Annotated in this window: 10 protein-coding genes; 6 read left to right on the forward strand and 4 right to left on the reverse strand. The window is 69.1% G+C overall.

What is annotated here, in order from left to right; translation table 11 throughout:
- Positions 1-21: 21 nt before the first annotated feature.
- The 6 genes from NHH73_08605 (at position 22) to NHH73_08630 (ending at position 6,737) form a co-directional block, all read left to right on the forward strand.
- Positions 22-681 (forward strand): response regulator transcription factor, encoded by a 660-nt coding sequence (locus NHH73_08605; GenBank protein ID USX28328.1) that lies wholly within the window; start codon positions 22-24, stop codon positions 679-681.
- Entirely contained in the window at positions 678-2,078 is a 1,401-nt protein-coding gene (locus tag NHH73_08610; protein ID USX28329.1) for an ATP-binding protein, read from the forward strand. Before NHH73_08605 ends, NHH73_08610 begins: the two co-directional genes overlap by 4 nt.
- Before the next feature lie 31 nt (positions 2,079-2,109).
- Positions 2,110-3,303, forward strand: coding sequence for a pantetheine-phosphate adenylyltransferase (coaD, locus tag NHH73_08615; protein USX28330.1), 1,194 nt, complete (start codon positions 2,110-2,112; stop codon positions 3,301-3,303).
- A 149-nt stretch (positions 3,304-3,452) separates the two neighbouring features.
- Complete coding sequence (locus NHH73_08620) at positions 3,453-4,571, forward strand: acyl-CoA/acyl-ACP dehydrogenase (GenBank protein ID USX28331.1); 1,119 nt, start codon at positions 3,453-3,455, stop codon at positions 4,569-4,571.
- A gap of 29 nt (positions 4,572-4,600) precedes the next feature.
- Positions 4,601-5,461, forward strand: a complete 861-nt coding sequence (locus tag NHH73_08625) for a PhnD/SsuA/transferrin family substrate-binding protein (protein USX28332.1) — start codon at positions 4,601-4,603, stop codon at positions 5,459-5,461.
- Positions 5,439-6,737 carry a ferritin-like domain-containing protein gene (locus NHH73_08630; GenBank protein USX28333.1) on the forward strand — a complete coding sequence of 433 codons (1,299 nt, stop codon included), beginning with the start codon at positions 5,439-5,441 and terminating at the stop codon, positions 6,735-6,737. The genes NHH73_08625 and NHH73_08630 overlap by 23 nt, the downstream gene beginning before the upstream one ends.
- Positions 6,738-6,778: 41 nt before the next feature.
- On the opposite strand, the gene NHH73_08635 is transcribed toward NHH73_08630, so the two are convergent.
- From NHH73_08635 to NHH73_08650, 4 genes are all read right to left on the reverse strand, one after another.
- Positions 6,779-7,516 carry a sel1 repeat family protein gene (locus tag NHH73_08635; protein USX28334.1) on the reverse strand — a complete coding sequence of 246 codons (738 nt, stop codon included), beginning with the start codon at positions 7,514-7,516 and terminating at the stop codon, positions 6,779-6,781.
- A gap of 17 nt (positions 7,517-7,533) precedes the next feature.
- On the reverse strand, positions 7,534-9,639 hold the full coding sequence (locus tag NHH73_08640) for a bifunctional 2',3'-cyclic-nucleotide 2'-phosphodiesterase/3'-nucleotidase (GenBank protein ID USX28335.1): 2,106 nt from the start codon (positions 9,637-9,639) through the stop codon (positions 7,534-7,536).
- 171 nt (positions 9,640-9,810) lie between these two features.
- On the reverse strand, positions 9,811-11,580 hold the full coding sequence (locus NHH73_08645) for a DUF3443 domain-containing protein (GenBank protein ID USX28336.1): 1,770 nt from the start codon (positions 11,578-11,580) through the stop codon (positions 9,811-9,813).
- Between the two features lie 9 nt (positions 11,581-11,589).
- Positions 11,590-12,063, reverse strand: a complete 474-nt coding sequence (locus NHH73_08650; protein USX28337.1) for a DUF2844 domain-containing protein — start codon at positions 12,061-12,063, stop codon at positions 11,590-11,592.
- Positions 12,064-12,146: the final 83 nt, after the last annotated feature.

The following is a 12,146-nucleotide window of genomic DNA, read 5'->3' on the forward strand; positions in this document are numbered from 1 at the left end:
AATAACAAGAAAGGAAACACCATGCGACTTCTGCTGGTAGAAGACGACACGATGATCGGCGAAGTGGTGCTCGACCTGCTGCGGGCCGAGCACTACGCGGTCGACTGGGTCAAGGACGGCGACATGGCCGACACCGCGCTGCAAACGCAAACCTACGACCTGGTGCTGCTGGACCTGGGCCTGCCGCGCAAGGACGGCCTCGAAGTGCTGCGTTCGATGCGCGCGCGCAAGGAGCTGACCCCGGTCCTGGTGGCCACCGCGCGCGACGCCAAGGAGCAGCGCATCGCCGGCCTCGACGCCGGCGCCGACGACTACGTGCTCAAACCCTACGACCTCGACGAGCTGCTGGCGCGCATCCGCGCCTTGTTGCGCCGCTCGGCCGGTCGCGCCGAGCCGGTGTTTGAGCATGGCAACGTCTCGGTCAACCCGCAAACGCGCGAAGTGATCGCCGACGGCAAGCCGGTCAACCTGTCGGCGCGCGAATGGGCCGTGCTGGAAGCCTTGATCGCCCGGCCCGGCATCGTGCTGTCGCGGCACCAGCTCGAAGAGAAGTTGTACAGCTGGAAGGACGAGGTCAACAGCAACGCCGTCGAGGTCTACATCCACGGCCTGCGCAAAAAACTCGGCGCCGAGCTGATCCAGAACGTGCGCGGCCTCGGCTACATGGTGCCCAAGCTATGAAGGTGAAGGTCAAGATGCCCTCGCTGCCATCGTTGCCGCGGGTGCCGGTGGTGACGCACTCGCTGCGCGGCAGGCTGCTGTGGTTTCTGCTGGCGGCCATCACCATGGCGGCCATCGCCCAGGCGCTGATCGCCTACCGCAGCGCGCTGAGCGACGCCGACCAGATCTTCGACTACCACATGCAGCAAATGGCCATGTCGCTGCGCTCGAGCGCGACCCTGACCAACAAGGCCGCCGACGCCGTGGCCGACCCCGAAAACGACGACCTCGTGGTGCAGGTCTGGACCCCGGACGGCGCCCAGGTGTTCCGCTCGCTGTCGCGCGCGGCGCTGCCGCAGCGCGCCGTGCTGGGTTTTTCCAACGTCAAGGCCAACAACACCACCTACCGCATCTTCTCGGTGCAAACCAGCAACCAGACGGTGCAGGTGGCCCAGGACATGGCGGTGCGCCAGCGCATGGCCGGCACCCTGGCGCTGCGCACGGTCGGCCCGATCGCCGTGATGGCGCCGATTTTGATGCTGGTGGTGTGGTGGGTCGTCAGCGGCTCGCTCGCGCCGGTGTCGCGCGTCAAACGCCAGGTGGCCGCGCGCCAGGCCGACGATTTGTCGCCGGTGTCGGAAAACGATTTACCGGACGAGGTGCTGCCGCTGGTCCATGAACTGAACTTGCTGTTCGGCCGCGTGCGCACCGCCTTCGAGGCGCAACAACATTTTGTGGCCGACGCCGCCCACGAACTGCGCTCGCCGCTGGCCGCGCTCAAGCTCCAGGTGCTCAGCCTGGGCCGCGCGCAGGACGAGGCCGCGCGCAACGTCGCCATCGGCCGCGTGACGGCCGGCATCGAGCGCGCCACCCGGCTGGTCGAGCAATTGCTGGTGCTGGCGCGCCAGGAGGGCTCGGTCGACGACGCGCGGCTCGAGGCGCTGAGCCTGTCGGACCTGCTCAAGCGCACCCTGGGCGACATGGCCGGCCTGGCGCAGGCGCGCCAGATCGACCTCGGCCTGCACCACGCCGACGAGGCCGGCGTCGACGGCCAGCCCGACGCCCTCATCATCCTGATGCGCAACCTGGTCGACAACGCCATCAAATATACGCCGGCCGGCGGCACGGTCGACCTCGACCTGCGCCGCGTGCCGGGCGCCAAGTCGGCGCCGGGTCGGGTCATCCTCAGCGTCGAGGATTCCGGCCCCGGCATTCCCGCCGACGAGCGCGAGCGCGTCTTCAACCGTTTCTACCGCGTGCCCGGCAGCGAGGCCGGCGGCAGCGGCCTGGGGCTGGCCATCATCAAGTCCATCGCCGAGCGCCACGGCGCCGTGCTCACCCTCGACCAGTCCGCGCGTTTGGGCGGGCTGAAGGTCCAAGTCGATTTTCCCGAGACTGCGACGCCCACTCCGGTCTAAAATGCTCCTTTGACATCGGTTGGAGCGGCGTATGAAGAAGATCGGCTTTTCGGGCACCCTGGACCCGATCACCAACGGCCACATGTGGGTGATCAACGAGGCGCGCTCGATCGCGGACGAAGTGGTGGTGTTCCTGTCCGAAAACACCGCCAAAAAACCCAAGTTCACGGCCGAGGAGCGCAAAAGCATCATCGCGCTCAGCTGCGCCGAGCAGGGCTGGGACAACGTGCAGGTGGTCATCGTCAAGGGCGACTACACGGCGCGCGCGGCCAAGAAGCACGGCGCCGACTGCCTGATCCGCGGCATCCGCACCACGGCCGATTTCGACTACGAAAACCTGATCCAGCAGACCAACGTCGACGTGTTACAAGGCGCCAAGACCATCTTCGTCATGCCGCCGCGCGACCTCGGTTCGGTCAGTTCGAGCTTCGTCAAGGCGCTCGAGGGGCCGATCGGCTGGAACTGGATCATGAAGCAATTCGTGCCCGGGCCGGCCTACCACGCCTGGGTGCTCAGCTGGCTGCGCAAGGAATGGGAAACCTTGTGGGACTACGCGCACGCCGACGTGCCGGCCATCGCCCACGCCGACCAATGGTTCGTGCGCCTGACCGGCGCCACCGCCTACGGCGGCGCCGACCGCCACTACCACAACCTCGACCACCTGGTGCACGGCCTGTGCGAGATCCGCGCCTGGGCCGCCAACACCGGCCCGGACCCGCTCGATGTCGACATCGTCAAGCAGGCGTTCTGGTTCCACGACGCCGAATACGGCCGCCGGGGCGAGCCGGGCGAGTTGACCAACGAGGAAGCGAGCGCCCAGTTGTGGCTGGGCAGCCACCTGGCGCAGGAAATGGACGACACGGCGCAACTGATACGCGCCACCGACCACTTCCAGGAAGCGTCGATCACGCACCGGCTCAAGGACGTCATGCTCAGCGTCGACCTGGCCATCCTCGGCCAGGACGACGAGGTCTATCACAATTACGCGCGCGGCATCCGGCGCGAATACAGCCACCTGCCGGACGTCAAGTACCGCCAGGACCGGGGCGGCGCGCTGGCGCATCTGTGCCGCAAGGCCGAGGCGGGCCAGCTGTTCGGCAACGCCTACTTCGCCGACACCTACAACGAACGCGCCATCGCCAACATGCAGCGCGAAATGGCCACCCTCAGCAACGCCGGCAACTCCGGGGTCAGGTCCGCCATTTCTACACAAGCAGAACCGTAGAGCGGCGTAAATCGGCGGCCAGCCTTACGAGGGACGAGGCCGTGTAGAAATGGTGGACCTGACCCCGGAGTACGGGGCGCGGCGGTGTGGCGCTCTCTGCTACACTGGCCGCGCCGCTTATCGTCCCCCTTGCCGCCATGAGGAACGCCATGCCCTACCTGCAAACACTCGATTCCATCGTCCTGTCCACCGTCGCGCCGGCCGCGCAGGCGACCGACCGCGACGCCGTCTTTCCCCGCGCGGCCATCGGCGCGCTGGGCCAGGCCGGCCTGCTCGGCCTGATCAGCGCCGAGGCGGTCGGCGGCGGCGGCAAGGGCCTGGCCGAGGCGGCCCAGGTGGTCGAGCGCATCGCCCGCGCCTGCCCGTCGACGGCGATGGTGGTGTGCATGCATTACTGCGCCACCGTGGTCATCGAGGCATTCGGCGCCGAGCCGCTGCGCCGCGAGATCGCCGCCGGCCGCCACCTGAGCACCCTGGCGTGGTCCGACAGCGGTTCGCGCAGCCACTTCTGGGCGCCGATGGGCACGGCGCGGCGCGATGGCGACCACGTCGTGATCGACGGCAGCAAGACCATGGTCACCTCGGCCGCCGAAGCCGATTCCTATGTGTGGTCGACCGGGCCGGCCGACGGCGCCGGCGTCAGCAGCCTGTGGCTTGTCGAGCGCGACAGCGAGGGGCTCGGCGAGGCCAAATTCTTCGACGGCCTCGGCCTGCGCGGCAACCGCTCGTCGCCGTTGAGCGCCAGGGGCGTGCGGGCGCCGGCCGCCGCGCTGCTGGGCGCCGACGGCGGCGGCTTCGACATCATGGTCGGCAAGGTGCTGCCGGTGTTCGCCACCCTGACGGCGTCATGCTCGCTGGGCCTGATGGACGCGGTGCTGGAGGCCGCCTGCGGCCACGTCACCGCCAGCAAGCTCGAACACCTCGACAGCGCGCTGGCCGACTTGCCGACCATACGCGCCTACCTGGCGCGCGCCCGCATCCAGGCCGACCTGGTGCGCACCTTGCGCGACGACACCGTCGCCGCGCTGGCGGCCGGCCGCGCCGACGCCATGCTGCGCGTGATGCAGGTCAAGGCCGCCGCCGCCGAGGCCGCGCTGGAGGTGAGCGACACGGCCATGCGCGTGTGCGGCGGCGCCGCCTTCCGCAAGGACCTGGGCATCGAGCGCTACTTCCGCGACGCCCGCGCCGCGTCGGTGATGGCGCCGACGTCGGACGTGCTGTACGACTTCATCGGCAAGGCCGTCTGCGGCATGCCGGTGTTCGGCTGATGACGCCATTGAGAGCACAAGGGAGACACATGACAAGCACACCACTGATGATGGGCGCGGTCGCCTACGCGCCCAAGGTCGTGACGATCTGGGAAGGCTTCAAGGAATACTTCCGCCGCCACGGCCTGGCCTTCGACTACCTCCTCTATTCCAACTACGAGCGCCAGGTCGAGGCGCAATTCGACGGCAGCATCAACCTGGCCTGGAACTCGCCGCTGGCGTGGGTGCGCGCCGCGCGCATCGCCGCCGCGCGCGGCCTGACGCTCGACACGGTGGCGATGCGCGACACCGACCGCGACCTGACGTCGGTGCTGGTCACGCGCGCCGATTCGCCGGTGACCGAGCTGGCCTGGCTGGCCGGCAAGACCATCGGCTTCGGCGCCATCGACTCGCCGCAGGCGCGCCTGATCCCGCTCGACTATCTGCGCCACCACGGCCTGCTGGCCGGCCGCGACTTCATGGCGCGCCACTTCGACGTCCTGGGCGGCAAGCACGGCGACCACATCGGCGGCGAGCGCGACGCCGCGCAGGCGCTGGTCGCCGGCGAGATCGACGCCGCCTGGATGATCGACGGCAACCACATGGCATTCTCGCGCGAAGGCTTGCTGGCGGCCGGTACAACGCGCATCCTGGCGCGCACGCAACCCTTCGATCATTGCAACTTCACCGTCAGCCCGGGCGCCCCGGCCGAGCAGATCAAGCAGTTCACCGAGTTGCTGCTGGCGATGCGCTGGGACGACGCCGAGGTGCGCCCGCTGCTGGAGATGGAAGGGCTGCGGCAATGGCTGCCCGGCCGCACCAGCGGCTACGACGCCCTGATGCGCGCCGCCGACGACGAGCAGTTCTACGATGCAGCGGGGAATATCATTGCAAGCGACTATCGATATTGAGCAGCTGGGCTTTGACGCCGGCGCCCATGTGCTGGTCAAGCACGCGCTGGCGGCGTTGCCGCCGGGGCAAACCTTGCAGGTGCGCGGCCGGGCCCACGGCTGGGAAGGCCAGCTGATCGCGTGGTGCCGCACGCAAGGGCATCAATGCGCGTTCGCGCGAGACGGGGAGGGCGGCGGCAACGTCGCCACCGTGCGCCGGCACGCCGATAGCGTCGATGGCGCCGCTGGCCCCGACACCGCCGACACCGCAAACACCGCAAACACCGCCGGCACCGCCGACAACGCGCCCCACGCCGGCGCGGGCGGTCGTTGGCGCGGCGCCTTGCGTACCGGCCACGCCGACCCGTCCTTGCCCGGCGCGCTGGCCGAACGCGCCGACGCCCGCTGGGGCCTGGCCGCGCGCGGCGCGACGGTGGAAGCCGGCTCGCCGCCGATCGCCTTCCGCCTGGCCGAGCGCGACGAAGTCTGGGGTGAACGCGCCGCCGACCTGTACGCGCAGGCCGCCGCCGCCCAATGGGACCCGCAAACGGCGATCGACTGGACCGCCCCGTTCGAGCTGCCCGACATCGTCGAGGAGGCCGTGGTGCAGGTGCTGACCTATATGATCGAAAACGAGGTGGCCGCGCTGGTGGTGCCCGCGCGCTTCCTGGGCCAACTGCATCCGCACTACCGCGAAGTGCAGGCGGTGCTGGCGATCCAGGTCGCCGACGAGGCCCGCCACATCGACGTCTTCACGCGCCGGGTACTGCTCAAGGGCCGCGAGCCGGGCCTGTCGACCGCCGGCGGCCAGGCCTCGCTCAAGACGCTGCTCGACGAACCGGATTTCTCGGTGGCCGAGTTTTTATTGTCGGTGCTGGGCGAGGGCACGTTTGTCAGCCTGCTGCACTTCCTGCACGAGCACGCGCCGGACCCGGTCACGCGGCAGATCGCCCGGCTGGCCGCACGCGACGAAGCGCGCCACGTAGCTTTCGGCATGACGCACCTGGCCGCGCGGCTGGAAAACGATCCGGGTTTTCGCGCCCGGCTGGCCAACGCGGTGCAGTCGCGCAACGACGCGCTATCGACGACATCGGGCCTGAACGAGGAAGTGTTCGACGCGCTGATCCTGCTGGCGGCGGGGGAATTGACGGTGCCGGCCATCGCGGCCGGCTACCTGAAGGTGCAGCAGTTGATGCGCGACATGGCCGAGGGACGCCAGGCGCGGCTGGAAAGACTGGGCTTCAGCAAGGACGCCGCACAACACCTGTCGTCCCTGCACACCCGCAACTTCATGTAATGGTCGGCCATGGGCCAGATCAAGCCAAGATCAAACCCAGATCAAAAACGGTTCCAGTTGTTGTGGCGGTGCTCGGTCGCCTCCTTGAGCAGGTAGCCGGCGCGGCGCTCGTCCCTGGCGCTGTGGGCGTCGCCCAGCTGCACCGTCATCGCCAGTTCCTGCAGCGCCGGCGGGTACTCGTGCTCGGCCGACTCCTCCAGCAAGGCGCGCGCCTTGGCCGGGTCCGCCGGCACGCCGCGCCCCTCGCTGTAGAAGTACGACAGCAGGAACATCGCATGCGCGTTGCCGCCTTCGCTGGCGGCGCCCAGCCAGCGCGCGGCCAGCCGGTCGTCGCGCGCGACGCCGTCGCCGTTCTTGTAGAGCTGGCCCAGCACCAGCGCCGCCCGCGCGTGCCGCTGCTGCGCCGCCAGGGTGTACCACGGCGCGGCCGCCGCCGGCTGCGCGGGTACGCCGGCCACGCCCAGCCGCAGCAGCTCGCCCAGCTGGAACGCCGCCTCGACGTCGCCGCCGCGCGCGGCCTGCTCGAACAACTTCAGCGCCTCGGCGCGCTGGTCCGGCCGGGTTTTATATAGCAGCGCCAGCTCGCGCTGGGCCACCGGCATGTCCTGCCGCGCCCACGCCATCAGCTTGCGCTCGGCGCTGGCGTCGGCCTGCTGCAGCGCCTTCATGCCGACCGTCTCGATCTGCGCCGCGTCGGGCGGATCGCGCTGGATTTGGCAACCGAACAACAGCGCGGAGGCCAGCACCGTCGCCAGGATCGTCACCGAAGGTTTTTTCATCGCCGCGCTCCCCGGGTTTATTTGCTCAGATCGATCGTGTACTTGGCGAAGCCGCTCGCGTCCAGCGCGCCCTCTGCGGTGACGGCGGTGATGCCGCTGCTTTTGGCCAGCGCCAGGTGGCCCGGCGCCGAGCGCAGGATCACCGGACCGGCGGTGGCCGTCTTGACGAAGCTCCAGCTGCGCGCGCTGCCGTTGCCGGCCAAGGTGACCTTGCCGGTCGACGCCCCCAGCGCCGCCAGGTAGTTGCTCACCACGGTCTGGTTGGCGTCCGGCGACTTGATGATGGTCTTGCTGCCGTCGATGCCGGGCACGGCGCCGCCGCCGCCGGCGCGGTAATCGTTGGTGGCGACGATGAAGTCGTCGCCGTCGGCCACCGGCTTGCCCAGGTAGGTCAGGTTGGCGATGCGCGCGCCGGCCGGCTTGGTGACGTCGATCTGGTAGGTCAGCGCGTTGTTCTCGGCGTAGAACACGTCGTAGTTATAGATCGTGCCGTAGCTCGGCACCAGGTCCTGCTCGGCCGTCTTGGCCGGATCGATCTGGCCGAACTGCTTGGCGGCCGTCTCCAGCCACGCCTTCAAGTCCGAACCCTTGATCTTGACCGCCTGCAGGTTGTTATTGCTGTACAGGTAAAGGTCGCCCGGATTGCGCACCTGCAGCCCGACCGGCGCGGCGGCGCTGGCGCCCGGCGCGACGTCGGTGAAGTCGGACGGCCCGTTGCGCCCGGCCTTGAACGGCGCGCTGCACGAGATCACCGGAATATTCTTGTAGCTGGCGAGGGTGGCATCGGTGCTGGTGGCGATGAATTTTTTCACGTAGTCGAGCTGCGCCTGGTTGACCAGCTGGATCGCGCTGACGTCGCCGGCCAGCGCGAAGTAGGCCGACATCTCGAAGTCGGTGGCCACGCCCAGCGGCTGCTTGGCGTAGGCGATCGTGGCGGCGTGCTCGGCGGCGACCAGCGGCGCGATCGCCGGATCGGCCTTGACGTTGGTGGTGCCGTCGGTGTACTTGAAGCCGCGCGATTCGACCGTCGTCTTGGCCGGCTGCACCACCCACTTGCCGCGGGTGTAGGCCAGGGTCATCTTGATGATGCCCAGGCGCCGGCCCCAGCTTTGCGCCATGACGGTCGGCACGCCGTTGACGAAGCCGTTGACGGCGTCGATCTTGGCGCTGGCCGGGAAGGCGGCGAACGAGGCGTCCAGGGCGGCGGCGCCCGGCTCCTTGCCTTTCGGGAAGATCAGGTGCGAGTGGCCGATCAGCAGCGCGTCGATGCCGGTGGTGGTCAGGTGGTAGCTGCCGTTTTCCATCTTCGGGCTGTACGGGCTCGGATCGAGGCCGCCGTGCGACAGCGCCACGACCAGGTCGGCGCCCTTGGCGCGCAGCTCGGGCACGTACTGCTTGGCCGCCTCCTGCACGCCGGTGACGGCGACCTTGCCGGCCAGGTTCTTCTGGTCCCACTCGAGGATCTGCGGCGGCACAAAGCTCAGCAGGCCGATGTTCATTTTGACGTCGAACTTGCCGCCGTCGGGCGCGGTGGCCGAGAAGGTGCGCGGCAACACCACGTACGGCTGCACGATCGGCTTGCCGCTGGCCACGCCGGTGACGTTGGTCAAGGTCAGCGGGAAGGCCGGGGCGCCGCAGGTGCCGCTCGGCTTGGCCACGCCGGGGATGCCGAAGTCGGTGTTGGTGATCTGGCTCAGCAGCGGCAAGCCGTAGTTGAATTCATGGTTGCCGAAGCCGCCGCCGTCGTACTTCATGGCGTTCATGGCCTTGTGCACGGCCATCGTCTCCGAACACGGGATCGGCTTGGTGACGGCCTGCAGGTCGCCCAGCAGGGTGCCCTGGATGGTGTCGCCGTCGTCGAGCAGCACGTTGTTGGGGGTCTCGGCGCGGGCGGCGGCCACCAGGGTGGAAGTGCGTTCGAGGCCCAGGCTGGTGTCCTCGGCCAGCGAGTAATAGTTATAGCTCATCACGTTGGCGTGGATGTCGGTGGTCTCCATCAACGCCAGGGTCACGGTGGTACCCTCGGGAATCGCCGGGATCGGATTGGACTCGCCGCCGCAACCCGCCAAGCCGATCACGCCTGCCGCCACCAACGCCGCCACCATCACCGAATTCGTTCTCATCGCATCCCCAAAAATGTATAAAAATCAAGGTGGCGACTTTAACGAAACTACATGACCGCGTTGTGACAAACCGCAATAAACTGCGGGGTCAAGTCTGTCATTCAGAAACGAGCTGGTGCATACGACTGTTGTGCCGGTGTCCGAATGACAGACTTGACCCCGACTGTTGGGTCAGTAGGCCCACAGCGGGCCGGTCTTGCCGTTGACCGTTTGCCCTTCCATGACGACGAACACGCGGCGGCCGTAGAAGAATGGCAGGCCCCAGTCGAAGGCGTCGCCGTTGCCGGCGGTGGAAATGCCGGCAAGGGGGCCGCCCACGTGCGCGGCCTGGACGGTCGACGCCAGTTGCACCAGGTTGACGACGTTGAAGGCGACCGTGCCGCTGGCGCTGCCGTCGGCGGCCGTGTTGGTCGCGCTCAGCGCCAGCGCCGCGACCGGGCAGAAGAAGTCGCCCCCCGAGCAGGTGCGGATCGTCGCGTCGGTGAAGAAGTAGCCGTTCGAGCCGCTGTCGATGAAGCTCGATCCGTACGTTTTGCCCTTGTAGGCGGTGCTGAAGTCGCCGCCGCTGTCGGTCTTGAACACCGTTTCGCTGGCGATGGTGTTGTTGGCTTGCGTGTTGACGCCGAAGATCAGGGTGCCGCTGACCGACGTCAGGCCGGCCGCGCCCACCGCCGGCAGGCTCACCAGCACGCCGTTGTTGTTGACGGCGAACCCTGCGACCGGATTGCTGATCTGCGAGGCCAGCGGCATGGCGCTGGCCGTGCAGGTGCCGCCGGCGGCGGAACCGCAGGCGTAGTACACGCCGGATATGGCCGCTTGCGCGCAGGCGCTGCCGCAGTCGTGCTGGAACAGGCCGACGCCAAGGATGCCCTTGGCGCCCATGGCCGCCAGGGTGCCGAGGTTGTTGCCGGCGCTGCTGCACGTTGCGGGCGTGGCGGCGTAGCTGGCGCCGCTGTCGCCGATGACCTGGATCGGGATGCCGGCGGCCACCTCGTCGGCCATCTTGACGTCGGCCCGGCGCACCGCGCCCCACGTGTAGCCGCTGATGAACTTGCCGCATTCGGCGGCGTCGGCGCCGGACGGGGTCTTGACGGCCGGCAGCGCCAGGCCCGTGTTCAGCGCGGACGCCAGCAGGCGCAGGCCGTAGGAGCCGGTGTCGAGCAGCACGTGGTCGACCGTCTGGCAGGTGGCGGTGCCCGGCTGGCACACCGTCACGTTCACGTAGGGCACGTTGATGACGCCGCCCACGCCGGCCGGGCCGCTGTCGACGCTGATGGTGGTGCTGTTCGACAGCGCCGCCGTCACGCTCAGCGCGGCGCTGGCGCTGGCGGCGCCGCCGTCGCCGCTGCACGTCAGGCTGTAGGTGAAGTTGCCGGCGCCGGCCGGGGTTACCGTCACCGCGCCGGACGTGGCGCGGGCGCCGCTCCATGCGCCGCTGGCGACGCAGCCGGTGGCGTTGGCCGACGACCAGCTCAGCACCGAGGTTTGGGCGGTGGTGATGTTGGCCGGCGCCAGGGCCAGATTGGTGGTGGGGGCGGGCGGCGGGGTGCTCACGACCACCGCGGCGGTGCCGCTGGCGCCGCCGCAGGTGAGCGTGTAGTTGGCCGTGCCGGCGGCGCCGGCGGTGACCGTGAGCGTGCCGCTGGCGGCGCGCGCGCCGCTCCAGGCGCCGGAGGCGACACAGCCGGCGGCCGGCGGATTGCTCACGCTCCAGCTCAGGGTGACGACCTGGCCGCTGGTGGTGGCCGTCGGCGTGGCGCCGATGCTGACCACCGGCGTGGCGGCGACGACGCCGGCGTCGGCCTGGGTGGTGGTGGTGGTGGCCGCCGTGCCGCCGCTACCGCCGCCACCGCCGCCACAGGCGCTTAGCGCCAGGCAGAGCAGGGCGGCGGCCAAGCGGGCGGTCCAGGGCGCGCCGGCGCCGTGCTGGGGTAATCTCATGCGGCGGTCCTATTCGATGGTGGCGGTGTCGAAGCCGGCCGGCAGCGCGCTGGGAATCCAGGCGTGGCCGGCGAACGCGCGCATGTGGCCGCTCGAGACCAGCACCATGTCGGACTGGTTGAGCGCCAGCTGCGAGTGGCCGGCGCGGGCCCGCTGGCCGGCCGCGCCGGTCATGACGGCAAACTTCTCGCCCAGCAAAGTGCGCAGGTCCGGCAGGATCGGGCCGCGCCAGCTGACGGCGAACACCTTGCCGGCCGTGTCGCTGTATTCGCGCACGACGGTGCCGCTGTCGAGGGTGCTCTGGCTGACGGTGTAGACGGCATCGGTGGTGGCGGCCGTCGTGGCGGCCCCGGTAGCGGCCAGGCGCCGCGCGGTGGTGGCCGGCGTGCCGCCGAAGTCGGACGGCGAGCCGCCCAGCGCCGCGTAGGCGAGGGCGCCTTGCAGCAGTGTGAGGAATAACATGAGGGCGATCGCGTGGCGCATGGCGTGCTCCGTTGCCTTGATAAAGACCAGTGTAGGCCGCGATCGGGTTGAATTGCGTTAGTGAAATGTAAGCAAACGTAAAA

This window comes from Oxalobacteraceae bacterium OTU3CINTB1, assembly GCA_024123955.1.
Taxonomy (GTDB): domain Bacteria; phylum Pseudomonadota; class Gammaproteobacteria; order Burkholderiales; family Burkholderiaceae_D; genus Rugamonas.

Bases quoted from the DNA above. Each gene is read 5' to 3' on its own strand.
- NHH73_08605 (USX28328.1), top strand. From the start codon at position 22: ATGCGACTTCTGCTGGTAGAAGACGACACGATGATCGGCGAAGTGGTG.
- NHH73_08610 (USX28329.1), top strand. From the start codon at position 678: ATGAAGGTGAAGGTCAAGATGCCCTCGCTGCCATCGTTGCCGCGGGTG.
- coaD (USX28330.1), top strand. From the start codon at position 2,110: ATGAAGAAGATCGGCTTTTCGGGCACCCTGGACCCGATCACCAACGGC.
- NHH73_08620 (USX28331.1), top strand. From the start codon at position 3,453: ATGCCCTACCTGCAAACACTCGATTCCATCGTCCTGTCCACCGTCGCG.
- NHH73_08625 (USX28332.1), top strand. From the start codon at position 4,601: ATGACAAGCACACCACTGATGATGGGCGCGGTCGCCTACGCGCCCAAG.
- NHH73_08635 (USX28334.1), bottom strand. From the start codon at position 7,516: ATGAAAAAACCTTCGGTGACGATCCTGGCGACGGTGCTGGCCTCCGCG.
- NHH73_08640 (USX28335.1), bottom strand. From the start codon at position 9,639: ATGAGAACGAATTCGGTGATGGTGGCGGCGTTGGTGGCGGCAGGCGTG.
- NHH73_08645 (USX28336.1), bottom strand. From the start codon at position 11,580: ATGAGATTACCCCAGCACGGCGCCGGCGCGCCCTGGACCGCCCGCTTG.
- NHH73_08650 (USX28337.1), bottom strand. From the start codon at position 12,063: ATGCGCCACGCGATCGCCCTCATGTTATTCCTCACACTGCTGCAAGGC.